16 protein-coding genes, 1 tRNA gene and 1 pseudogene are annotated in these 22262 nt (G+C 66.4%); 7 read left to right on the top strand and 11 right to left on the bottom strand.

Going from position 1 to position 22262, the window contains the following annotated elements; genetic code table 11:
* Positions 1-73: 73 nt before the first annotated feature.
* The 3 genes from OLSU_RS04180 to OLSU_RS04190 all read left to right on the top strand — a co-directional run bounded on the left by OLSU_RS04180 (position 74) and on the right by OLSU_RS04190 (position 4771).
* A complete protein-coding gene (locus OLSU_RS04180) occupies positions 74-1537 on the top strand; it encodes an amino acid permease (protein ID WP_236697192.1) in 1464 nt (487 codons plus the stop codon).
* Positions 1538-1621: 84 nt separating this feature from the next.
* Entirely contained in the window at positions 1622-2746 is a 1125-nt protein-coding gene (locus OLSU_RS04185) for an aminotransferase (protein WP_013251704.1), read from the top strand.
* A 447-nt stretch (positions 2747-3193) separates the two neighbouring features.
* Positions 3194-4771 (top strand): YfcC family protein, encoded by a 1578-nt coding sequence (locus OLSU_RS04190; RefSeq protein ID WP_013251705.1) that lies wholly within the window; start codon positions 3194-3196, stop codon positions 4769-4771.
* Between the two features lie 173 nt (positions 4772-4944).
* On the opposite strand, the gene trpS is transcribed toward OLSU_RS04190, so the two are convergent.
* Positions 4945-5997 (bottom strand): tryptophan--tRNA ligase, encoded by a 1053-nt coding sequence (trpS, locus tag OLSU_RS04195; protein ID WP_013251706.1) that lies wholly within the window; start codon positions 5995-5997, stop codon positions 4945-4947.
* 59 nt (positions 5998-6056) lie between these two features.
* On the bottom strand, positions 6057-6719 hold the full coding sequence (locus OLSU_RS09105) for a M48 family metallopeptidase (protein WP_056991257.1): 663 nt from the start codon (positions 6717-6719) through the stop codon (positions 6057-6059).
* Positions 6720-6901: 182 nt separating this feature from the next.
* On the opposite strand from OLSU_RS09105, the gene OLSU_RS04205 reads away from it, so the two are divergent.
* Positions 6902-7501 carry a 5-formyltetrahydrofolate cyclo-ligase gene (locus OLSU_RS04205; protein WP_013251708.1) on the top strand — a complete coding sequence of 200 codons (600 nt, stop codon included), beginning with the start codon at positions 6902-6904 and terminating at the stop codon, positions 7499-7501.
* A 49-nt stretch (positions 7502-7550) separates the two neighbouring features.
* On the opposite strand, the gene OLSU_RS04210 is transcribed toward OLSU_RS04205, so the two are convergent.
* The 9 genes from OLSU_RS04210 to OLSU_RS04250 form a co-directional block, all read right to left on the bottom strand.
* Positions 7551-8549 (bottom strand): type II 3-dehydroquinate dehydratase, encoded by a 999-nt coding sequence (locus tag OLSU_RS04210; protein ID WP_013251709.1) that lies wholly within the window; start codon positions 8547-8549, stop codon positions 7551-7553.
* Between the two features lie 188 nt (positions 8550-8737).
* Positions 8738-10018 (bottom strand): shikimate kinase, encoded by a 1281-nt coding sequence (locus tag OLSU_RS04215; protein ID WP_013251710.1) that lies wholly within the window; start codon positions 10016-10018, stop codon positions 8738-8740.
* The gene (locus OLSU_RS04220) at positions 10018-11163 is read right to left on the bottom strand and encodes a bifunctional chorismate mutase/prephenate dehydratase (RefSeq protein ID WP_013251711.1); all 1146 of its coding nucleotides are present in this window, start codon (positions 11161-11163) and stop codon (positions 10018-10020) included. The genes OLSU_RS04215 and OLSU_RS04220 overlap by 1 nt, the downstream gene beginning before the upstream one ends.
* A gap of 7 nt (positions 11164-11170) precedes the next feature.
* Positions 11171-12295 carry a chorismate synthase gene (gene aroC / locus OLSU_RS04225; RefSeq protein ID WP_013251712.1) on the bottom strand — a complete coding sequence of 375 codons (1125 nt, stop codon included), beginning with the start codon at positions 12293-12295 and terminating at the stop codon, positions 11171-11173.
* 1 nt (position 12296) lies between these two features.
* On the bottom strand, positions 12297-13619 hold the full coding sequence (gene aroA / locus OLSU_RS04230; protein ID WP_013251713.1) for a 3-phosphoshikimate 1-carboxyvinyltransferase: 1323 nt from the start codon (positions 13617-13619) through the stop codon (positions 12297-12299).
* 12 nt (positions 13620-13631) lie between these two features.
* The gene (gene aroB, locus OLSU_RS04235) at positions 13632-14723 is read right to left on the bottom strand and encodes a 3-dehydroquinate synthase (RefSeq protein ID WP_013251714.1); all 1092 of its coding nucleotides are present in this window, start codon (positions 14721-14723) and stop codon (positions 13632-13634) included.
* On the bottom strand, positions 14720-15595 hold the full coding sequence (locus OLSU_RS04240) for a prephenate dehydrogenase (RefSeq protein ID WP_013251715.1): 876 nt from the start codon (positions 15593-15595) through the stop codon (positions 14720-14722). Before OLSU_RS04240 ends, aroB begins: the two co-directional genes overlap by 4 nt.
* 3 nt (positions 15596-15598) lie before the next feature.
* Positions 15599-16621 carry a 3-deoxy-7-phosphoheptulonate synthase gene (aroF, locus tag OLSU_RS04245; RefSeq protein ID WP_013251716.1) on the bottom strand — a complete coding sequence of 341 codons (1023 nt, stop codon included), beginning with the start codon at positions 16619-16621 and terminating at the stop codon, positions 15599-15601.
* Between the two features lie 152 nt (positions 16622-16773).
* A tRNA-Arg gene (locus OLSU_RS04250) sits at positions 16774-16850 on the bottom strand.
* Positions 16851-16979: 129 nt separating this feature from the next.
* Between OLSU_RS04250 and OLSU_RS04255 the strand changes: the two genes are divergently transcribed.
* The 3 genes and pseudogenes from OLSU_RS04255 to OLSU_RS09905 form a co-directional block, all read left to right on the top strand.
* A complete protein-coding gene (locus OLSU_RS04255) occupies positions 16980-19382 on the top strand; it encodes an HAD-IC family P-type ATPase (protein WP_013251717.1) in 2403 nt (800 codons plus the stop codon).
* Positions 19366-22044, top strand: coding sequence for an aconitate hydratase AcnA (acnA, locus tag OLSU_RS04260; protein WP_013251718.1), 2679 nt, complete (start codon positions 19366-19368; stop codon positions 22042-22044). The genes OLSU_RS04255 and acnA overlap by 17 nt, the downstream gene beginning before the upstream one ends.
* Positions 21957-22247: pseudogene (locus OLSU_RS09905) on the top strand (double zinc ribbon domain-containing protein); the annotation flags it as partial. The gene acnA and the pseudogene OLSU_RS09905, both read left to right, overlap by 88 nt.
* Positions 22248-22262: the final 15 nt, after the last annotated feature.

The following is a 22262-nucleotide window of genomic DNA, read 5'->3' on the forward strand; positions in this document are numbered from 1 at the left end:
TTAAGTAATCGAATTTTACAAAAAAGTAACCAATATGAAAGGCAATCCCATGACAAAAGGATCAGCACCTACCGTGGACAGGGAGGGAGGCGTCGGCTACCTCGGCCTCGTCGGTCTTGTCGTGTCCTCCTGCATCGGCTCCGGTGTGTTCGCACTGACCGGACAGCTGGCCAACGTCGCCTCGCCCGCCGCCGCGCTCGTGGCCTGGGTCCTCTGTGGCCTGGGCTTTCTGTTCCTGGCCCTGTCGCTGGCCAACCTCGGTGCCAGGCGTCCCGATGCCGACGGCGCCGTCGCATACGCCGAGGAGGGATTCGGCAAGTTCGCCGGCTTCGTCTCGGGCTGGGGCTACTGGCTGAGCGCATGGCTGGGCAACGTCGGCTTCGCGACGATGGTCGCCCAGACCCTCGGTTCCGACTACTGCCTTGGCGCGGTCTTGCCCGGTGTGTTCTCCAGCCCCGAGACCGGCAACCCCGCCCTCGTCGGCGTCATCGTCGTCTCCCTCGCCCTCTGGGCGCTCACCTTCCTCGTCCTCAACGGCGTGGAGGGTGCCGCCGGCCTCAACGCGGTCGTCATGATCGTCAAGGTCGCCTCCATCCTGCTCTTCATCCTCTTCGTCGCCATGGCCTTCAACGTGGTCGCCTTCAGCGGAGACTTCTGGGGCACCGCCGAGCGCAACGCGACGATCATCGCCTCGGGCGCCGAGGGCGGCTTGGGCGGCGTCTCCTCTCAGGTCACCAACTGCATCCTGATCATGATGTGGGTCTTCATTGGCATCGAGGGGGCCTCGGTCATGTCCAAGCGCGCCAAGAGAAGGAGCGAGGTCGGCTCCGCGACCGTCGTCGGCCTCGTCGTCCTGCTCGTCCTCTACATCGGCGCTTCCGTCCTGCCGTATGGCGTCATGCCCTATGAGGAGCTCGTCGCCGCGCCCAAGCCCGCCACGATCTCCGTCTTCGAGGCCATCGCCCCCGGTTGGGGCGGCGCCTTCATCTCGTGGGCCATCATCGTATCCGTCCTGGGCTCCTGGCTCTCCTTCACCATGCTGCCCGCCGAGTGCTCCTCCATGATGGCTGACCATGGCTTGCTGCCCGCCTCCTGGGACAAGCGCAACGCCAAGAACTCCCCACAGCTGTCACTGGTCATCGTCGGGGCCTGCACCCAGGCCTTCGTCATCGTCGCGACCTATGCGGCCGACGCCTACACCTTCGCCATCTCCATGTGCACGGTCACCATTGTCGTCACCTGGGCTTTTGCCGCAGCCTACCAGGTCAAGTACAGTGCACGGGAGAAGAGCTACGGTCAGCTCGTCATCGGCTTGCTGGCCCTGGTCTTCCAGGTTGTCGGCGTGCTCTTCACCGGTTGGGGCTTCTTGCTGCTGGCCTGCCTGGGCTACATTCCCGGCATGTACTTCTACGCCAAGGCCCGCAGGGAGGACGGCTCCACCGTCACCAGGGGGGAATGGATGGTCTTCGCCGTCATCGCCACCCTCGGCATCGCCTCGATTCCTCTGACGGCCGTCGGCATCATCCCGGTGTTCTAGGTATCGCAGGGCACGCGAGCGCCTCTGTTCGGGGCGGAGGGCTCGCCTCCCTCCGCCACCTCGTATCGAAGGAGGGGACTTTCGATGGACATTCCCGTTATTGGGGTCGAGGACTGGCTCAACGTCCACGAGCATGACGCGCGCTGGGACATCGCCCAGTCGACCATCGCGTCGCTCACGATGGGCGAGCTGCGTGCCCTCGACGACGCGGATGGCGCGGAGTTCTACGACCTGCTCGACCGCGAGAAGATGGACTATGGTTGGATAGAGGGTTCGGCCGCGTTCAAGGACGAGGTCAGGAGGCTCTATCGGCACGAGATCGCGGACCCCGACATCCTCCAGTGCAATGGCGCGACAGGCGCCAACCTCAACGCCCTCATGGCCCTCGTGCGCCCGGGGGACCACGTGATCGCCGAGTGGCCGACCTACGCACCCCTCTACGAGATACCTCGCACGCTGGGCGCCGAGGTCGAGTACTGGCAGATCAGGGAGGAGCTGGGCTGGAATCCCGACATCGAGGACCTCAAGGGACTCGTCCGTCCTGACACGCGCCTGATCTGCCTCAACAACGCCTCCAACCCCATCGGCACGGTTTTGCCCAGGGAGACCCTGCACGAGGTGTGCGACCTTGCCCGCTCGGTCGGCGCTTACGTCCTCTGCGACGAGGTGTACCTTCCGATGGAGGGTACCGGGGACTTCGAGAGCATCGTCGATGTATACGACAAGGGCATCGTCACCAACTCGGTCTCCAAGACCTATTCGACCCCTGCCGCGCGTTGCGGCTGGGTCATCGCTCCGCGTGAGGTCTCCGATGCCATCCGCACCCACCGCGACTACACGATGATCTGTGCTGGCGTCTTCAACGACGCGCTGGCCACCTACGTTCTTCGGCACAAGGACAAGATCCTCGCGCGCAACAGGGAGATTCTCTTCGGCAACCGAGAGCTTGCGCAGAGGTGGATCGACGGGCAGCCCCGCGCCTCCTGGGTCGCCCCCAGGGGTGTCTCCACGTCCTTCGTCAAGCTGGACATCCCCGAGAGGGACGAGGACTTCTGCCTGCGTCTGCTTGAGGAGCGGGGCGTGCTCCTGGTGCCAGGCTCGCGCTTCGAGCTACCCTGCGGCGTTCGCCTTGGGTACTGCGCGCAGCCGGACGTGCTGACCAGGGGACTGGAGCTTCTGGGCGAGGCGCTTTCCACGTTCGATCGTTAGGAACGGCCCGAAGGCTCGGGAGGCGCCGTTATCGGGGCCGCACCGTAAAGGTGCGGCCTTTTCCATATGCCGAGATGTCTGCATATATTGATTTATAAATACTAAAAATCGGTTATGTTTACTATATGGATGCAATATGATGAAAATATGGTCACCTAGGGGAGAGATGTGGTAGAACCCCACGTCTTCCTGGGAAAATGACCAAGGATCCCAATGATGGCGCAATGGGGATTGAATACAAAATCTGGTAGGCGGTCGAACGGCTCCGTCGGTGGCAGAGCGCTACCGTTGGACGGACTATTGCATAACGCTCAGACTTTTACGTTGTCCGCCTGACAGCCATTCGCTATAGTCTACCCATGGGTTCGTTTTTCTTGTTCAGTTTCTGTTTCGCAAGGGTTTCTATCTGTTCGACTGGCGTCATCGACGCCGAAAGGAGTTGCGGTCATGTCTGATTCGACAGCGCAGCCGAAGAAGAAGAGGGAGATGCTCACCTCCTTCTCCATCATCTTCATCTTGCTAGCGGTGGTAGCCGTCGTTACCATCATTCTCTCGGGCGTCACGCCCGACGTGACGGGCGCCACTCTTGGCGACTTCCTGATGGCTCCCGCGAAGGGCTTCGCGGATGCCATCGACGTCTGCCTCTTCGTCATGGTCCTGGGCGGCTTCCTGGGCATCGTCAACAAGACCGACGCGCTCAACACCGGCATCGCCGTCCTCGTCAAGAGGATGCACGGCAACGAGCTCAGGCTCATCCCCGTCCTCATGGGCATCTTCGCCATCGGTGGCTCCACCTACGGCATGTGCGAGGAGACCGTCGGCTTCTACGCCCTGCTCTCCGCGACGATGATGGCTGCAGGCTATGACTCGCTCACGGGTGCGATGATGGTCCTGCTCGGCGCCGGCGTCGGTTGCCTCGGCTCCACCGTCAACCCCTTCGCCACCGGCGTTGCCTCCGCAGCCCTCACTGACCTCGGCATCACGGTCGACCAGGGGGTCGTCATTGGCCTGGGTCTCGTCCTGCTGGTCGTCGCCTATGCCATCGCCGTCTTCTTCGTCCTGCAGTATGCCAAGTCCGTCAAGGCCGATCCCTCTCGCACGCTCATGAGCGCTGCCGAAATCGAGAGCGCCGAGGCCACCTACAAGAACGAGGACCTCGAGGGCGAGGCCAAGAACGTCTCGCTCACCGGCAAGCAGAAGGCCGTCCTGTGGATCTTCGGCGCTGCCTTCCTCGTGATGGTCATCTCCTTCATCCCCTGGGAGGACCTGGGCGTCGATGCGTTTGTCGCCGGCTCCGCCTCCCATGACGAGGTCGCCGAGGTGACGGCCGACGACATCGCCGCCCAGTACGAGAGCGACAAGCTTGGCACGCTCGAGCTCCCCGGCAATGTCAAGGGCACCCTCACCAGCACCGTCACCGACAATGCCGGCTGGTCCGCCTTCCTGACCGGCACCCCGCTCGGCCAGTGGTACTTCGCCGAGTCCACCACCTGGTTCCTGATCCTCGCCATCACCATCGGTATCGTGGGCGGCCTTTCCGAGCATGAGATCGTCGACAACTTCATGGCTGGTGCCGGCGACATGATGTCCGTCGTCATGATCATCGCCGTCTCCCGCGGCGTCTCCGTCCTCATGAGCTCGACTGGCCTTGCCGACTACGTCCTCAACTCCGCCGCGACCGCACTGTCCGGCACCTCGGGGATTGTGTTCTCCATCGGCTCCTACCTGCTCTACTTCCTGCTGTCCTTCCTCATCCCCTCGACCTCCGGCATGGCGACCGTCTCCATGCCGATCATGGGGCCCCTGGCTCAGCAGCTTGGCTTCAACCCCGCCGTCATGGTCATGGTCTTCTCCGCTGCCTCTGGTGCCGTGAACCTGATCACCCCGACCTCGGGCGCTATCATGGGCGGACTGGCACTGTCCCGCATCGAGTACTCCACCTGGGTCAAGTTCGCCATCAAGATCGTCGTCACCATCGCGCTTGCCTCGATGGTTGTCCTGACGGTCGCAATGCTCACGCTCTAGGCTATCCGCGCGCAGAACTGAACGGGAGGCACCCCCGGAAGGGGGTGCCTCTGCATATCGGCCTGTCCCCGGGACTCACGGGGGCGTCCCATCTCTGGGGGGCGCCCCCGTGTCCTTCTCACCCTCTCGATCGCCCTCGCTGGTCCCTCGTCCGCCCGTGCTTGGCCATCGTGTCAGTAGATCATGCCCATGGCCTCGCGGACCTCCTCAAGCGTGGCCTCGGCAATCCCGTTGGCGCGGCGGTTGCCGTCGTGCAGGACGTCCCTGACGTAGTCGAGATCCTCCTCGAAGCGTCGCCGACGCTCGCGGATGGGGGCGAGGTAGTCGTTGACGACCTGGGTCGTGTAGCGCTTGAGCTCCCCGGCACCCCCCATGCCGATCTCCTCGGCGATCTCGTGCGGGTCTCGGCCGGAGCAGATGCCGGCAGTCGTGAGCAACGCGGAGACACCGGGACGTCCCTCGGGGTCAAACGTTATGTTCCTCTCGCTGTCCGTCTTCGACTTCCGGATGAGCTTGGACGTCTCTTCGGCCGTCATGCTGATGGAGATGGCGTTGCCATAGGACTTACTCATCTTGCGGCCATCGAGACCCGGAAGGAGCGGCGTCGAGGTGAGCAGGCCGGTCACCTCGGGAAATACCCTGCCGTAGCGCCTGTTGAAGCGTTGGGCTATCTTGCTGGTGATCTCGATGTGCGGGAGCTGGTCGCGCCCGACGGGCACGATGTTTCCCTTGCAGAAGAGGATGTCGCATGCCTGGTGGACGGGATAGGTGAGGAGAAGTCCCGTCAGAGCGTGCCCCGACGCCTCTTGCTCGGCCTTCACGGTGGGGTTTCGTTCCATCTCGGCCTCGGTCACGAGGGAGAGGAACGGCAGCATGAGCTGGTTTGCCGCCGGCACCGCAGAGTGGGCGAAGATCATCGTCCTCGCGGGATCGATGCCGCAGGCAAGGTAGTCCATGACCATGTTGCAGACGTTGTCAGCGATGTGCTCGGTCGTGTCACGATCGGTGATGACCTGGTAGTCGGCAATGATGACGTTGGTTCGCACGCCAAGGTCCTGAAGGCGCACGCGCTCCCTGATGGTGCCGAAGTAGTGTCCCAGGTGCAGCCTGCCGGTCGGCCTGTCGCCCGTGAGCATCGTGTACCTGCCGACGTTGCCGGCGTCCAGATCCGCCCGGACCTTGTTGCTGCGCTCGAGCGCGGCCTCGTAGCTTCCTTCGTTGGGCATGTGCCTCTCCAATGCATCGCCTGTCGTTGCCCATACATGGTACGGCAAAGGGGCCGTCTCTAGCCGGTGGGCGGATGGGAGCCCATGAGCCTGCGCGCTTGGCGCCAATCGGGGAAGTAGTGTGCCATCAGCGCGTGGAAACGGGCGTTGTGGCTGGGCTCCAGCAGATGGCAGAGCTCGTGGACCACAACGGACTCGAGGCAGATGGGCGGAAGCTCGCAGAGTTGCGCGTTGAGCGTTATCTTTCGCGACCGCACATTGCAGGAGCCCCAGCGCGTCCTCATATGGCGCACGCATAGGGCCGAGTGCGCAACGCCCATGATGTCCCCGTGGCGCTCCAGCAGTGGTCCTGCTGCCTCGCGGACCCTGTCGGCCTGCCAGCGGCGCACCAGCCGTCGGGCCTCCCTCGAGCGCTCGTCGGGGGAGAGGCCCGCCGCAACTGTCACGTACAGCGTGCATCCGTCGTCCGAAAGCCTCACAAGGACCTTGTCCAGCACGCTCGCGCCCTCTTCCATGTGCAGGGTGACGGCATCCGAGAAGAACGGGAGGGCGTGACCCTCCCGCCATTTGGCCGCCTCGGCCCCCCTGTCTCGCAGTCTCGCCTCGACGGCCGAGTCGATCCAGGGACGCTTGAGTCGCACGAAGCGCTCGATCTGGGAAAGGGGCACACGGGGCGGCGCGCTGACGGCCACGGTGCCATCCGGGCGCACGCGCAAATTCACCCGCCTGACTCGTTTACGCGTAACCTCAACGCAAAGCCCATCCACTACAATTGGTCGTGCGTCTGGCTTTGCCGCCATGGCATGGCTTCCCTTCGGAGTCCCTTTTCCGATCGAAGTATCCCACAGCGTCTTGGGCCGGGGCAACGTTGCATGCGACCAAGAGGGGAAGGCGGGTTTGACCGATGGCGAGTTCCTGTGGAGAGGATGCGAGCAAGAATGCCCTGCGCGATGCCTACCTCACGTTGCGTGCCAGCCTGACGCCCCGGCAGCGCGGGCGTCTTGAAGCCCAGGTCGTACGCCACCTCACGGAGCTGGAGGCCTACCGCTCCGCAGACCTGCTGTTGGCCTATGTCGCCTATCGAGACGAGATGGACACGCGCGCGATGTGCGAGAGGGCATGGGCGGATGGGAAGTCCGTCGCGTTGCCACGCTGCGAGGGTGGGGAGCAGTCCTTGGCCTTCTATGTCGTCGACACGCTGGAGGGGCTCGCCCCAGGTGCCCGCGGTGCCCTTGAGCCCGTCGTGGACGACGGCGACGTGTCGCTTGATCCGACGGCCCTGCAGACATCCGTCTGCCTGGTGCCGGGTCTCGTGTTCGACGCGGCGGGCTATCGTGTCGGCTATGGGGCCGGGTACTACGACAACTTCCTGGCAGGCTACGTCGGCACCAAGGTGGGCGTCGTGCATGCGATGCAGGTCAGCGGCAACCCACTTCCTCATGACGAGCATGATGTTGCCGTCGACGTGCTGGTGAGCGACGGGGCCATCTGGATGTGCCGCTGACCGTCGCCTGCGGGCGGCACGGCAGGGGAGGAGGAGCTCCGGGACGGGCCTACCTCCTCCTGAGGTGGGCCGCCATGTCCCTGATCGCGTGGGCGTAGCCGTCGATGCCCTCGCCCATGATCGTCTCGAAGCAGGCGGCCCGGACGAAGGAGCGTTGGCGGAAGTCCTCGCGTTCGCTCACCTGCGAGAGGTGCACCTCAATGGCGGGGACCTGCACTGCCTTCAGGGCGTCGAGCAGGGCAACGGAGGTGTGCGTGTAGGCGGCCGGATTGATGATGATGCCTTCGAACTCCTGATAGGCGTCCTGTATCCTGTCAACGAGGTCACCCTCGTGGTTCGATTGGTAGCAGAGGCAGTCGGCGAAGCCCTCCTCCTCCGCCGTCTCGTGGCAGACCGCAAGGAGCGTGGCGAAGTCCTCCCTGCCATAGAGCTCCGGCTCGCGGATGCCCAGCATGTTGATGTTGGGACCGTTTATGACCAACAGGCGCGGTGCGCCTTCGTGGGCGAGCTTGCGCATGTCGCCCGCCTCGGGTCCAGGAAACGGGCTGACCCCGGCCTCGGGGGCCCCTCCGATGCGCCGTTCGCTCTCCTCCAGCATGCGGATGAGCAGGCTTGTCTCGTCCTCCACGCCCCTCGCGGCCCCCTTGGCGCCCCCACCAGAGGGCGTTCCCGCCCGCGCGGCGGACGGGTCTGCGGGTGCGTCCACGTCCGGGCCCGTGTCTGCGGACCCTGACGTGACCTGCACGTTGAAGTTGGACGCGAGATCCTTGTCCTGGGGAAGGTCGTAGGTCGCTGCCAGTCCGGTGAGCTTGGCAAAGGTATCGAACACGCCGCGGACCGCCGTGGGACCAAACACGACCTCGAGACCGTTGGCCCCGCGACCGACCGTGCCCAGCACGCCCGGTATCGAGGCGAGTGCCTTCCTGTCGACCAGCGTGGGGTCGGCAATCGTCAGGCGCAGCCGCGTCATGCACAGCGAGTTTGCCACGACGTTCGCCTTGCCGCCCACGCTCTTCAGCACCGATGCGGCGATACTCCTGTTGTCCATGCTGCGACTCTGCCCCTCGTCCTCAAGGAACGCCGGCATGTTCTCGAACTGCCGGCGCTGCGGTTCGACGCGTTGCATTATAGGGCGCGAGGTGCCCGCACAGGCGTCTTGGCATACGGCGACTAGGCCAGCGCGTCAGAGCGCACCGCGAGCGCGTGTCCACTCGTCGCTTGCCTGCGCGACCTTCGTCAGATGCCCAAGAGCTCCCTGGTGCGTGCCGCGTCTCCCGCTGCGGATCCGGTGCAGGCCAGCTTCACGTCCGCCCATGCGTGGTAGAGGTCCTGCCTCTCGTGGGCTATCCTCTCGACCCCCTTCGCCTGAGAGAGGGGTCTCCCTCGCAGTGACAGCTCGGACAGGGGTCTGTCCAACAGCACGATGCGCCCGTTCTGATGGAGGAGGTCGTAGTTCTCTGGTCTGGTGACGACGCCGCCGCCACAGGCGATGACCAGTCCCGAGCGGGCGCCGTAGCGTGTGGCCATCCGTGTCTCGACGGCACGGAAGGCAGCCTCGCCCCGTGTCCGTATGAACTCCTCCGCCGAGACGCCCAACTCGAGGCCGATGGCATCGTCCATGTCGACGAAGGGTCGTCCCAACAGGCGCGCGAGGGCCTTGCCAGACGTCGTCTTCCCAGACCCCGGCATCCCGATATAGACGACGTTGGTGACCGACGACAGGATCTCGCGCTCGAGCCCGCCAATCATCCCGTCGTCGAGGGGACGGCCCTGGAACAGCTCAGAGGAGAACCTCGCCTGTGCCACAAGCATCGCAAGGCCGCTCTCGAAGGGGATCGAGAGGCGCTCTGCTGCGAGGCAGATGCCCGTTCGCGTGGGGTTGTAGACGACGTCCAGGACGCCGCGCAGCGATTCGAGCCGGGCAAGGTCGGCCTCGGAGACGGGACTTGCGGGGCAGTGGGGGTACATGCCGACGGGTGTGGTGTTGACGATGAGGCTGGCGTCTGAATGACGCCGGGCGAGCGTATCGTAGCCGTCCGGGCCCCGGCGCGATATGACCGAGACCCGTGCGCCCGCTTGTGCGAGGACGGCTTGCGCGGCCTGGCTGGCACCACCGCTGCCCAGCACGAGGGCCTTGCGCCCCGCAAGAGCCTCACGTGCGCACCCGCCGAGCCGTCGCCGACAGAACCTCTCGAGCATCCAGGCGAAGCCCGCGAGGTCGGTGTTATCGGCAAAGACCGATCCGTCCGCACGGCGCACGAGGGTGTTTGCCGCGCCAAGGTGCCGGGCCCCCGGCGATGCCTCGTCAGCCAGGCGGAAGGCATCGGCCTTGTAGGGGATCGTGACGTTGAGGCCGCGCCACGACCCGCGGCGGACGAAGCGCTCGACCTCGCCCGGCTCTCGCTCGAAGAGTGCATAGGGCGCCGATCCGAGAGCGGCGTGTATCGTGGGGGACCAACTGTGGCCCAGCCGGCGTCCCAGCAACCCGAAGGGCGCGCCCCTCTCGGCCGCCGCCATCAAACCACCTCTCGGTAGCTGCCGAGGTAGCGCAGCTCCTCGCAGGCCCCATCGAGCGACCGCACGAGCGTGAGGAACTCGGGTGCGGCGGCGGGGCAGTCGACGTCGAAGTAGAACATGAACTCGAAGTCGCGGTCGGGGATGGGACGGCTCTCGAGTTTGATGATGTTGATGTCGAGCGCGTAGAACTTGGCGAGGATCTTGTAGAGGGCGCCCGGCTCGTGACTGACGACGAGCATGAAGGTGCTGCGGTCAGCTCCGGGATAGATGGCGAGGTCCCTGGCGATGCATGCGAAGCGCGTGTAGTTGTTGCCCTGGTCTTGCACGCTGCGTGCGAGTACGTCAAGGCCGTAGAGCTCGGCACAGGTGCGCGAGGCCAGGGCCGCCACGTCACTGCGCTCGCTCTCGGCGACCATCCTGGAGGCCATGGCGGTGTTCTCGCACGCGTGGACCTGCACGCCCCTGAGGGACGAGATGAACTCGCCGCACTGGTTGATGGCCTGCTCGTGGCTGTAGACGTGGTGGATGCCCTCGAGGCCCGTGCCGGGCTTTGCCAGCAGGTTGTGGTCGATCTTGAGCCGGCACGTGCGCACGATGTGGAAGTTGTGGCGCATCATGAGGTCGAAGACCTGGTTGACCGACCCTGCGGTGCTGTTCTCGATGGGAAGGACGCCGTAGCGGCAGAAGCCCTCCTCGACGGCGCGGAAGACGGCGTCGAAGGTGTCGAAGTAGGCAAGGTTGGCGTGGCGGAAGATGCGGTCTGCCGCCATCTGCTGGTAGGCACCCTCGACGCCCTGGCATGCCACGAACGCCCTCGCGGGGAAGAGCTCGGGCGCGGCCCCGAGGGCGCGCTCGATGTCGTCGGCGGTAGCGCTCTGCCTTCCCAGGCGGCGGTCCTGGCGATTGCGCGAGGCCTCCATGAGCAACTGGAACAGAACCTCGATGTAGCTGCGCATCTCGTGGGGGACCCTCTCGGCAACCTTGGCCAAGAGGTCACGCTCCCTCGACTTGTCAAGGACGGGCATGTGGTGGGCCGCCTTGTAGGAGGCGACGTGCTCGGCGCAGTCCATGCGCCGCATGAAGAGGTCGATGATGCCGTCATCGATTCGGTCTATCTCTTCTCGGATGTCCTTGAGCTCTTCCATCTGTCCTCTACTCGTCCGTCTCGGCTGGAAAGGCCAGCAGCGCGTCGAGGAGCACGAGGGCGCATACGGCCTCGACTGCCGGCACGGCGCGCGGTGCGACGCAGGGGTCGTGTCGTCCGCGGACGCAGAGCCGTTCGTCCGTCTTGCCGACGAGGTCGACGGAGTCCTGGGCGCGCGCGATGCTCGGCGTGGGCTTGAGCGCCAGGCGGAAGTGGACGGGCGCCCCCGTGCTGATGCCCCCGAGGACGCCCCCCGCGTTGTTGGTGCGAGGGCAGGCGGCGCCGTCGCGCATCTCGAAGGGGTCGTTGTTCTGCGATCCACGAAGGGTCGCAGCCTCGAAGCCGCGACCGAACTCGATGCCCTTGACTGCGGGAATCCCAAAGACCGCGCGGGCGATGAGGTTCTCTATGCCGTCGAACATGGGCGAGCCCACACCGGCGGGGAGGCCGAGGGCGACGCACTCGATGACGCCGCCGACAGAGTCCTGCGCACGGCGCGCGCCATCGATGGCGGCGCGCATGCGCGCCGCCACAGCGGCGTCGAGCGTGGGGAAGGCCCTGCCATCCGCCAGGCGATCGAGTTGGTCTGCGAGGCGGGTCTGCGAGGCGGGCGTGTTGTCGAGCACGTCGAACGCCTCGTCGGTGACGTCTGCGACGGAGAGAAGGTGCGCGCCTATGCGGATGCCCCTTTCGCCCAGGTATTGCAGGGCGATGCCGCCAGCCAGGCAGAGGGGGGCCGTCAGACGGCCGGAGAAGTGGCCGCCCCCAGGGATGTCCTGGTTGCCGTGCCACTTGGCGAATGCCGCGAAGTCCGCATGGCCGGGCCTGGGGACGCGCAGCAGGCGGTCGTAGTCCGAGGATCGGGTGCTGGTATTGTCGATGAGGGCGGCGAGCGGGGCCCCGCAGGTCTTCCCGTCGGCGTTGAGGCCGCTCACGATGTGCGGGTGGTCCGGCTCGCGGCGGGGCGTGGCCCAGCTGCCCTGGCCGGGCGCCCGGCGGGCCATGAAGCCTGCGAGTCGCTCGCGGTCGATGGCGATGCCGGAGGGGAGCCCCTCCACGACGCAACCGACCGCCTCGGAGTGGGACTGACCGAAGACCGTGACCTTGAGGGCGGCGCCAAAGGTGGAGGGCATGCTAGTCCTCACGCTCCTCTGCGATACCGCCGAGGAGCGTGAAGTCCTCGAAGAAGCGAGGGTAGGACTTCGACACGCACTCGGCTCCGTGGATGGTGGTGGAACCCGTGGCATGGGCCGCGGCAATCGCGGCCATCATGGCGATGCGGTGGTCGTTGGCAGCATCGACCTCGCCCCCAGAGAGGGTCGGCCTGCCCGAGACCGCGAGGCCGTCAGCCTCGACGCGGATGTCGGCGCCCAGGGCGGCGAGCGCCGCGCACACGGTCTCAAGGCGGTCCGACTCCTTGAGGCGCAGCCGGGCGGCGCCCACGATGCGCGTGCTGCCCTCGGCGATGCTTGCCACGGCCGCTAGGGGCGGGACGAGGTCAGGGATGTCCGAGACGTCGATCGTACGTCCCTGGAGGTGGTCGTGCGCACAAGCCGCAGACGTGCCCCCGCGGCGCACGCGGGCCCCGAAGGCCGCGAGCGCCGCGAGGACGGCGCGGTCTCCCTGGGGGCTGTCCATCCTGAGGCCCTCGACTGCCACATCGCCTCCCATGGCGGCCGCGGCGAGCCAGAAGGCGGAGTTGGACCAGTCCCCCTCGACGACTGCCGTGCCGGGGGATGCGAGCTGCGCGGCGGCAGGCACGGTGAACACGCTGCGGCGCACGTCGCCTCCCGCGCCGGCCTCCCGCGCGCACGCGACCTCGACGCCGAAGTCCCTGAGGGCTTCGAGCGTGACGTCGATGTAGGGGCGGGACTCGATGGGCTCGCCCACGACGATGCTGGTGGGACCCTCGAGCAGGGGGGCGGCCATGAGGAGGCCGCTCGCGTACTGTGACGACACGTCGCCTGGGATGAAGAACGAGCCGCCCCGGAGCTTTCCGGCCACCTCGAGGGGGAGGCGCCCCTTCTCGGAGAGCCGCGCCCCATGCGCGACGAGCTCCTCGTAGAGGGGGGAGAGCGGGCGGCTTGCGAGCCTGCCGTGCCCCGTGAGCCGCATCTGGGCTCCCAGGGCGCAGCCGACCGGCAGCAGGAAGCGCAGGGTCGACCCGGACTCGCCGCAATCGAGCACGGCCCCGCTGCGTGCTGGGAAGCCCTGGTCGCCGCCTGTGCGGCAGGGGAGGGGCTTCACGCGAAAGCCGACCCTGGTGCGGGCGATGCGTGCGCCCAGCGCCTCGAGGCAGGAGACGGTCGCCTCGATGTCATCGGAGCTGCTGTTGCAGTCGAGGTTGGTCGTCGTGGGTGCGAGCGCCGCCAGGACGAGCAGGCGGTGTGCCGCAGATTTCGACGCGACGGCCCGGATGGAACCGGTGAGGGCGTGTGGGTGGATGGTGATGTCCATGGTCACCCTTCGCTATGCGGGGGCACAGCCGAGCTCGACGAGCTCGGCGAGCTCGCCGAGCGTGACGTGACGGACCTCGACCGCCCCCAAGGCCCGGGGGGTGATGACGTTGACGCCTGCGCCGTGGCGTTTCTTGTCATGGGCGGCGAAGGAGACGATCGTCCTGTGGTCGATGTCGGTGCCGGTGGGAAGGCCGTAGGCGTCGACGGCGCTCACGATCCTGTCGGCGACGTCTTGTGTGCACCAGCCCCTCGCTGCAGAGGCACGGGCGATGCAGCACATGCCGACCGCGACGGACGAGCCGTGACCCAGCTCGAAGGAACTCGCTGCCTCGACGGCATGGCCGATCGTGTGCCCGAAGTTGAGGACCTGCCTGAGGCCGCCCTCTCGCTCGTCGCGCTCGACCACGTCGCGCTTGATCCTGACGTTGCGGGCAATGACCTCGACGAGTCGACCCCGGTCATAGCCCTGCGCATTGATGGGCTCCTCGCCCAGCCGTGCGAGGAGCTCCGCGTCCGCGATGGCGGCGTGCTTGATGACCTCGCCACAGGAGTCGGTGAAGAGCGAGGGGGTCAGGGTGTCGAGGCAGTCGACGTCAGCGATGACGAGATGCGGCTGGAAGAAGAAGCCGGCGAGGTTCTTGCCCGCCGAGAGGTCGACTGCGGTCTTCCCTCCTACGGACGAGTCGACCATGGCGAGCAGCGATGTGGGAACCTGCACGACCTTGCATCCCCTGAGATACATGGCCCCGGCAAGTCCCGCGATGTCGCCCGTGACCCCGCCTCCTACCGCGATGACCACGTCATCGCGGTCAAGTCCCGCTTGGGCAAGGCCTTCGAGCAGGTCGGCGAGCGTGCCCATGTTCTTGGAGCCCTCGCCTGCCTCGAAGGCCTGCGCCGTACATTCGTAGCCCGCATCGGCGAGGGACTCCGCGACCGCGTTCGCGTAGAGCGGCGCAACGTTGGAGTCCGACACAACGCAGGCCCGCCTGCCACCGCAGGCCTCGCGCGTGAGTCGACCGACCCCATCGAGCAGGTCCCGTCCCACGAGCACGTCGTAGGAACGCGAGGGCGTGCGTACGCGGATCCGCCTTGTCTCGCTCATCTCTTCTCGGCCTCCCTCTTGAGACGGTCGCCCTCGGCCAGGAGGGCCTTGAGCCTGCTGGCGTCACCCTCGTCGAGGGCGTCCCTGTAGGCCTGCAGGCTGTCGATGATGGCACCTATCTCCTGCGAGAGGTAGTCGGCGTTGTCCAGGAAGAGCTCGGTCCACATGGGCGCGTTGAGGCGCGCCACGCGCGTGAGGTCCCTGTAGGACCCTGCCGAGAAGCCCTTGTGCATCTGGGCCGCGGGGCTCTTGACGTAGGCGTTTGACACGATGTGGGCTAGCTGGGAGGTGTAGGCGATCTGGCGGTCGTGGAAGTCTGCCGTCGCGAGCGTGAACGACCCGAACGAGCAGGGGGCAAGCAGGGCCTTGAGGCGCTCGAGCACGTTGGCCCGCTCGAGGTCGTCCATGTGCCTTGGGGGAACGACGACCAGCGGTGCGCCCCTGAACATGGTGGCGCTCGCGTGGGCGTAGCCCGAGTACTGCTTGCCGGCCATGGGGTGGCAGCCCACGAAGGTCCAGTCGTGGCGGTCCGCGATCTCGAAGCAGCGCTCGCAGACGGTGCGCTTGACGCCTATGGTGTCGATGACGATGGCACCGGGGGAGATGAGGCCCTCCTCCCGGGTGAGCCAGTCGATGCTCGCCTGGGGGTAGCCTGCGAGGATGACGAGCTCGCAGCTGGGAATCGTATGCGCATCGAGCTCACCATCGACGGTGTCGATCAGGGCGAGCTCGAGCGTCGAGCGCGTGCGGTTCCAGGCATAGACCTCCTGACCGGCCGCATGCGCGGCCTTTGCGAAGGAACCGCCCATGAGACCCAGGCCCACCACGCCGATCCTGCCGGCAACGAGGGCGGCCGCGTTCTTCTCGGCCATGGCCTATGCCCCGTCCCCGTCGTCGACGGCTTCGCGGATGAGGGCGATGCGCCTCATCGCCGAGGCGAACTGCGCAGGGGTCAGGGCCTGCGCCCCGTCGGACCAGGCCTGGGAGGGCTGGTCATGGACCTCGATCTCGAGACCGTCGGCACCTGCTGCGACGGCCGCATACGCCGCAGGGCGGACGTAGCGGGTGTAGCCCGTGGCGTGGCTGGGGTCGCCGATGACGGGGAGGTGGGAGAGGTGGTGCAGGACGGGGATGGCGTTCACGTCAAAGGTGTTGCGGGTGCGTGTCTCGAAGGTGCGGATGCCGCGCTCGCAGAGGATGACGTTCTTGTTGCCTTCGCTCATGACGTACTCGGCCGCCATGAGGAGCTCGTCGAGGGTCTGGGACATGCCGCGCTTGAGAAGGACGGGCACAGTGGTTCTGCCGACCTCCTTGAGCAGGCTGAAGTTCTGGGCGTTGCGTGCACCGATCTGCATGACGTCAATCTGCCGGTCGACGAAGAGCTGGACGTCACGGGGGTCCATGACCTCGGTCACGATGGGCATGTCCAGCTCGCAGGATGCCTCGAGCAAGAGGTCGAGTCCCCTCTCGCCCATGCCCTGGTATGCGTAGGGCGAGGTGCGGGGCTTGTAGGCCCCGCCGCGCAGCATCGTGGCCCCCGCCTCCTTGACCGCGCGCGCGATGGAAAGGAGGTTCTCGCCCTCGACGGAACAGGGTCCGGCGATGACCTGGAAGCTGCCTGCGCCGACGCGGACCCCGTGCCCGCACTCGATGACGCTGTCCTGGGGATGGAACTTGCGGTTGGCCTTCTTGAAGGGCTCGGTGACGCGCCGCACCTGGTCGACGATGTCCATCGACTCCAGGAGGAAGGGGTCGATCTGGGTGGTGTCGCCGATGATGCCGACGATGGTTTCGCTCTCGCCGCGCGAGACGTCCGTCTTGAAGCCGCGGTCCTCGATCCAGCCGATGAAGTGGGCGAGCTGCTCCGACGAGGCGGAGCCCTTTACGATTGCGATCATGCGCATGCCTTTCGAGGCCCAAGGGGCCATGGGTCCTGGTGTCTGTAGAGATGCTACAGCATGAGAGGACGGGCCCAAGGCCACGTATTCAAAGCGTTACCTACGAGGGGGGGTCGGCGGCGTCTGTGCTACGTGACCGGGAGGCTGCAAGATGGTGACCCCAGTGGGGCTCGAACCCACGACCTTTCGCTCCGGAGGCGAACGCTCTGATCCACTGAGCTATGGGGCCACGCAGCGCCCCATTATACATAACTCCCGAAATGACGGCGCGTTGGATTTGTGGGCGCCTCGTGCAAGCCCGCCGAGTCGGAAGTGTCCTGTAGAATGGGACAGCCATAGGTACGGGAGGGGTTGATTCGTGACACGGGGCACGACTGACAAGCCGGCCAGGGGGCTCACCGCCGTCGAGGTCGCCGAGCGCGTCGCCGACGGACGAGTGAACATAAATGCCGACGTGAAGACCAAAAGCGTGGGACAGATCGTGGCGGAGCACGCCCTCACACTGTTCAATGTCGTTAACGTGGGACTTGCGGCCTTGGTCGCGTCCACGGGCCAGTATCGAAACATGCTCTTCGTGGGGGTAGTCGTCTCCAACCTCGTGATAGGGGTGTTCCAGGAGATCAGGGCCAAAGTCCTGGTGGACAGGCTCTCCATCCTCACTGCAAAGGACGTGACGGTCAGGCGCGATGGCACCGAACGCGCCATCCCCGTCGACCAGGTGGTGGTCGACGATCTGGTGCTGCTCTCGCATGGCGACCAGGTCCCTGCGGACGGCACCGTGCTCAGGGGCGGCGCACGCATGGATGAGAGCCTCCTTTCCGGGGAGAGTAACGCCATCGAGAAGGACGTGGGCGACGAGGTCCTCTCGGGTTCCTTCGTCGACTCGGGAAGTCTTGAGTATCGTGTCACCAGGGTCGGGGCACAGGGCTACGCCGCTCGCATCAATGCCGAGGCTAAGTACGTCAAGGCCGTGCACTCGGAGATCATGGACACCGTCCAGGCGGTCATACGTGTCGCGACCTACCTGCTCGTCCCCATGGGCCTCAGCCTCTTCCTGCGCACACTGCTGTCATCGGGCGGGAGCTACCAGGAGGCGGCCCTCCAGTCGGTGGCGGCCCTCGTAGGCATGATCCCCCAGGGGCTCGTCCTGCTCACCTCCAGCGTCTTTGCCATTGCGACGACGCGCCTGGCGTCGCGCAAGGTGCTCGTGCAGCAGAGCTACTGCGTGGAGACCTTGGCGCGTGTGGACGTCCTCTGCCTGGACAAGACTGGGACCATCACCACGGGCGCGATGGAGGTGTGCGACGTCGTCGACGGACGGGGCATGCGGGGGGAGGCGTCCGAGGCCGCCCTGGCCGTTGCCCTCATCGTGGCGCATGCGAACCGCGCGGACGCCAACGAGACGGCGCGGGCCATCCTGTCCCATGGGACGGGCCGGGGGATGGAGCCAGTCCCTTGCATCCGCGCAGTCCCCTTCTCCTCGCGTACCAAGTACTCGGGGTGCACTACCGCGGACGGGCGCTCTCTCGTGCTGGGCGCGGCCCAGCTTGTGCTGGGGAACCTCTTCGCGACCTTCGAGCCCACCGTCCGCTCCTTCGACCCCACCGTCCGCGTCCTCGTCTGCGCCGAGGTGGAGGGCTTCGCCGAGGACGGGTCCCTCCAGGGGGTGCCTCGCGTCGTGGGCTTCGTGGGCATACGGGACCAGGTGCGCGAGAATGCCGCGCAGACCATGCGCTTCTTTCTCGACCAGGGCGTCTCCCTGCGCGTCATATCAGGTGACGACCCCCTGACCGTCTCGGCCATCGCCAAGTCCGTGGGCATTCCGGGCGCGGAGCGCTGCATCGACGCCTCGGGGTTGGAGGACACCGAGGAGCTTGCCCGCGCCGTCAGGGACTGTCGCGTCTTCGGGCGCGTGACCCCGCAGCTCAAGCGCGAGCTCGTGCGTCAGCTACGGGCCAGGGGGCATACCATCGCGATGACGGGCGACGGGGTGAATGACGTGCTGGCCCTCAAGGAGGCGGACTGCTCGGTGGCCATGGCCTCCGGGTCTGCGGCGGCGCGCAACGTCGCCGAGATCGTTCTGGCCGACAACGACTTCGCCCACATGCCCGAGGTCGTGGCCGAGGGACGTAGGTCCATCAACAACCTGCAGCGCTCGGCCTCGCTCTTCCTCACCAAGACGGCCTACAGCGCGGTGCTGGCGCTCGTCTGCATCCTCATGCCGCCCTACCCGCTCATACCCATCCAGATGTCAATCATCTCCACGGCAGTCATCGGGGTGCCGTCGTTTCTGCTTGCCCTCGAACCCAACCACGACCGCGTGAGTGGTGCCTTCCTGGGCAACGTCCTCTCCCGGTCGCTGCCCGCCTCCGCCGCCATCGTCTGCGAGCTCGTGGCGACCTTGGTCCTGTTCCGCGCCCTGGGCTGGTCGCGTGCAGTGATGTCGACGCTCTGCATGGTGCAGATCGCTGCAGTTGGCGTGGCGCTCATCTGGCGCATCTCCCGGCCGCTCAATCCCCTCAGGCTGTTCGTCCTCGCCTTTTCCGTGGTCTACGTCATCGTGTCCTGCACGGTATGTGGGGACTTCATCCGCGTCGAGTTCCCCGCGCCCGACGCTGGTGTCGTGTGCGCCGCCGTATGCGCATGTGGGGTAGTCTTTTTCAATATGCTCTACGACGTCTCTTCCGAAAGGCTTCCGGGCTCGGCCTTCCTCGAGTCCCTCAACAGGAAGGTGGGACACATCCATGACAGCAACGACTGACTTCGAGCGCGCCGTCGCGAGCGCGCGTATCCCCCGACCCCTGTGCGCTGGTTCCCTCAGACGTCTCGTCTATGACGTCTCGAAGATCCCCGGTGCCGCACACCTGCCACGCGCCCTCGTCGTTTTGCTCGAGAACTGCGTGCGCAGGGCGACCAGCGACGAGCAGGCGACTGAACTCGCGCGGCGTGTGATCGAGGCTGGCCTCGCGGGGGCGCAGGGTTCCGAGATCGAGTTCATGCCCGCCCGCGCGCTCTTCCAGGACTTCACGGGCGTTCCCGTGTTCGTTGACTTCGCGGCCATGCGCGACGCTGTTGTCGAGCGCGGGGGAGACCCCTCCCGCGTGAGCCCCCACATACCCTGCACGCTCGTCGTTGACCACTCCGTGATCGCGGATTTCACGGGCAGCGACGATGCGGCCGAGAGGAACCAGCGCATGGAGGCCGAGCGTAACCACGAGCGCTTCGCCTTCCTCAAGTGGGCGGCACACTCCTTTGACAATGTCCGCATCGTCCCACCCGGGAGTGGCATCTGCCACCAGCTCAATATGGAGCACTTCTGCGAGGTCGTCTGCGACGACGCCCTTGCGGGAGGTGACGTGCCTGTGGCCTGCTTCGATACGCTCGTCGGCACGGACTCCCACACCACGACCGCAAACGGGCTCGGCGTGCTCGGCTGGGGCGTTGGTGGCATCGAGGCGGAGGCTGCGGCGCTCGGTCAGCCCATCACGATGCTCGTCCCCCCCGTCGTCGAGCTCAACCTCACCGGCGCTCTCAACGACGGCGTGAGTGGGATGGACCTGGCGCTGACGGTGGCCCAGGTCCTGCGCTCCGAAGGGGTTGTCGGCACGCTCGTCGAGGTGGGTGGTCCTGGCGTCAGGACCCTGAGCGCCACACAGCGTGCCTGCGTGGCAAACATGACGCCGGAGTACGGCGCCACGACGACGCTCTTTCCCGTCGACGATCGCTCCATCGAGTACCTGGCCCTCACGGGGCGCGACCCCGAGCGGATCGAGCTCGCGCGGGCCTACCTCGAGGTCCAGGGCGTCTTTGGGGCCAGCGAGGGTAGGCGCTACGCCCGCCGCATCTCCCTTGACCTCTCGACGGTCGCGCTCAGCCTCGCCGGTCCCTCCCGCCCGCACGACCGCGTCTCGCCGGCGGGTCTGCGCGAACGCTTCAGGGACGCCCTGGCATCGCATGGACGCGCGGTTGGCGACCTCTCCTTCGGCTACGACACCCCCGAGGGCAGCGTGACCCTCACGCACGGAACCATCGCCATCGCTGCCATAACGAGCTGCACCACGGCAACGGACCCCGCCATGATGGTCGCGGCCGGGCTTCTCGCCCGCAATGCCGCCGGGCGCGGGCTTGCGCCCAAGCCCTGGGTCAAGAAAGTGCTCGCCCCGGGCAGCCATTCCACCGCGCTCCTGCTCAGCCGTGCGGGCCTCGCGGACGCCCTTTCCCAGCTCGGCTTCCACACCTGCGGCTTCGGCTGCATGAGCTGCATAGGCAACTCTGGCGACATCCTCCCTCAGCTCAAGGGTGTCGCCGCCAAGGCCGAGCTTGCGAGCGTCCTCTCGGGCAACCGCAACTTCGAGGGTCGCATCTCACCCGACGTCAGCCAGAACTACCTCTGCCAGCCCGCCCTGGTCGTCGCATATTCGCTCGTCGGCACGGTCGACGTCGACCTGTCAAGCGATCCCGTGGGCATCGGCACCGATGGCGTGCCCGTCATGCTCTCGGACATTCTGCCCACGGACGAGGAAATCACCGCGACGTTGGGCTCCTTCCTGGACGAGGGGCTCTTTGCCCAAGGCGGCGAGGGGCTCTTCGAGGGCTCGGCCGAGTGGCGGCGGATCGACGCGGGCACGTCCGACGTCTTCTCGTGGGACCCCGACTCGACCTATGTCCGCCGGCCCCCTTACTTCGACCTCGCCACCCATCGTGACGTGGTGGGCATCTCCCGGGCACGGGTCCTCGCGCTCCTCGGGGACTTCGTCACGACAGACCACATCTCGCCGGCCGGATCCATCGCCGCCGACTCCCCGGCCGGTCGCTATCTCGTCGAGAGGGGCGTCTCCCCGGCCGAATTCAACACCTACGGCAGCCGTCGGGGCAATCATGAGGTGATGGCTCGGGGGACCTTCGCGAACGTGAAGCTCTCCAATGCCCTCGCCCAAGGCCGTTCGGGCGGGTTGACCACCGATCTGCTCGACGGCGAGGTCAAGAGCATCTTCGATGCGTCCGTGCACTATGCCGAGGCGGGTGCGCCCCTCGTGATCGTCGCTGGCAAGCTCTACGGCTCTGGGTCGAGCCGTGACTGGGCGGGCAAGGGTCCGACCCTCCTGGGCGTGCGGGCCGTCATTGCCGAGAGCTTCGAACGCATCCATCGCTCCAACCTCGTCCAGATGGGCGTGCTCCCACTCCAGTTCGTCGAGGGGCAGAGCGCCTCGTCCCTTGGCCTCGACGGCACTGAGGTCTTTGACGTCGAGGCCGTGGACCTGTCTGCGGGCATGCCCACGAAGAGGGAGGCTGTCGTCACCGCGCGACGTGCCGACGGGAGTGGGCTCCGTTTCGAGTGCGTCGTGAGGGTGGACACGCCCATGGAGGGTGCCTTCCTCGCCGCTGGTGGCATCCTGCCCTACGTCCTCGACCAACTGTTGTAGCCGCTGTCCCGACTGCCCCTAGGGGCAGTCGGACCCTTGGAGGCACCTTGATCTGTCCTAACTGTGGTTCCAATGTCCCTGATGGTGCCCTCCGCTGCCCAGCCTGCCGTGCTGAGCTGGGCCGGACGACCATCATCCCTCGGCTCAGGGGCGTCTGGTGCAAGAGCTGCGGTGCCCTCGTCCCCCCAGGTAGCGACGTGTGCCCCAACTGCGGCATG

The sequence above is a fragment of the Olsenella uli DSM 7084 genome, from assembly GCF_000143845.1.
GTDB classification, from domain to species: domain Bacteria; phylum Actinomycetota; class Coriobacteriia; order Coriobacteriales; family Atopobiaceae; genus Olsenella; species Olsenella uli.

Excerpts from the sequence above, each read along its gene's own strand:
- OLSU_RS04220 (WP_013251711.1), bottom strand. The coding sequence starts at position 11,163 with ATGGAAGAGCTCAAGGACATCCGAGAAGAGATAGACCGAATCGATGAC.
- OLSU_RS04240 (WP_013251715.1), bottom strand. The coding sequence starts at position 15,595 with ATGGCCGAGAAGAACGCGGCCGCCCTCGTTGCCGGCAGGATCGGCGTG.
- aroB (WP_013251714.1), bottom strand. The coding sequence starts at position 14,723 with ATGAGCGAGACAAGGCGGATCCGCGTACGCACGCCCTCGCGTTCCTAC.
- OLSU_RS04190 (WP_013251705.1), top strand. The coding sequence starts at position 3,194 with ATGTCTGATTCGACAGCGCAGCCGAAGAAGAAGAGGGAGATGCTCACC.
- OLSU_RS04185 (WP_013251704.1), top strand. The coding sequence starts at position 1,622 with ATGGACATTCCCGTTATTGGGGTCGAGGACTGGCTCAACGTCCACGAG.
- OLSU_RS04215 (WP_013251710.1), bottom strand. The coding sequence starts at position 10,018 with ATGGCGGCGGCCGAGAGGGGCGCGCCCTTCGGGTTGCTGGGACGCCGG.
- trpS (WP_013251706.1), bottom strand. The coding sequence starts at position 5,997 with ATGCCCAACGAAGGAAGCTACGAGGCCGCGCTCGAGCGCAGCAACAAG.
- aroF (WP_013251716.1), bottom strand. The coding sequence starts at position 16,621 with ATGATCGCAATCGTAAAGGGCTCCGCCTCGTCGGAGCAGCTCGCCCAC.
- OLSU_RS04205 (WP_013251708.1), top strand. The coding sequence starts at position 6,902 with ATGGCGAGTTCCTGTGGAGAGGATGCGAGCAAGAATGCCCTGCGCGAT.
- acnA (WP_013251718.1), top strand. The coding sequence starts at position 19,366 with ATGACAGCAACGACTGACTTCGAGCGCGCCGTCGCGAGCGCGCGTATC.
- aroA (WP_013251713.1), bottom strand. The coding sequence starts at position 13,619 with ATGGACATCACCATCCACCCACACGCCCTCACCGGTTCCATCCGGGCC.
- aroC (WP_013251712.1), bottom strand. The coding sequence starts at position 12,295 with ATGCCCTCCACCTTTGGCGCCGCCCTCAAGGTCACGGTCTTCGGTCAG.
- OLSU_RS04210 (WP_013251709.1), bottom strand. The coding sequence starts at position 8,549 with ATGGACAACAGGAGTATCGCCGCATCGGTGCTGAAGAGCGTGGGCGGC.